Source organism: Streptomyces sp. SID12501 (genome assembly GCF_010550245.1).
GTDB lineage: Bacteria > Actinomycetota > Actinomycetes > Streptomycetales > Streptomycetaceae > Streptomyces.
This window is the reverse complement of the sequence record NZ_JAAGLU010000287.1, coordinates 1-591: the sequence shown is the minus strand read 5'-3', so window position 1 is coordinate 591 and position 591 is coordinate 1. Positions and strand designations below refer to the sequence as shown.

The following is a 591-nucleotide window of genomic DNA, read 5'->3' as shown; positions in this document are numbered from 1 at the left end:
CTGCTGGACATCGTCACGATCCTGCTCGACCCGGTGGCGCGGGGTACCGCCCTGGCGCAGCTTGCGGAGTGCGACCCGGTGATCGCTGCGGACGCCGCGCTCCACGCGCATCGGTGGTTCGTCGAGCAGGTCGACAGGTCGCTCAGGCTGATCCGTGCTGCGGGAGGCCTCGAGATCGAACGCGACGAGATCGACCTCGTCGCCGATCTGCTCGGATCTGCGACGCGTCGCTAGCAGGACGGTTCGCCGGCCCGCGGCTGTTCAGCAGCGTCGGTGGTGCGCAGGCTGGTGCCAGCAGACCGGTCCCGCTGGGCGCGGAGGTGATGTCGTGGTGCGTCGCCGGCCCGAGGAGTCAGCCCGGCGCAGCGTCCCGGTGGTGCCCGGCCGCGCCGCGCGCGACGATGCGGGCATGGCCACGCAGACGTTCACCACGACCCTGCTCCTCGACGGCAACAACACCGGGGTCGAGGTGCCGCCCGCGGTCGTCGAGGCGCTGGGTGCGGGCAAGCGCGCCGCGGTGGTCGTGACCGTGAACGGCCACACGTACCGCTCGACGCTCGCCGTCATGGGTGGGCGCCACCTGATCCCGTT

2 protein-coding genes are annotated in these 591 nt (G+C 72.1%); both read left to right on the top strand.

What is annotated here, in order from left to right; translation table 11 throughout:
* Positions 1–234 (top strand): hypothetical protein (locus G3I71_RS45785; RefSeq protein WP_203733041.1); only part of this gene is annotated, 234 nt, incomplete at its 5' end.
* Positions 235–409: 175 nt separating this feature from the next.
* Positions 410–591, top strand: a 182-nt coding sequence (locus G3I71_RS45780; RefSeq protein WP_164324864.1) for a DUF1905 domain-containing protein, incomplete at its 3' end; no start/stop codon positions are given.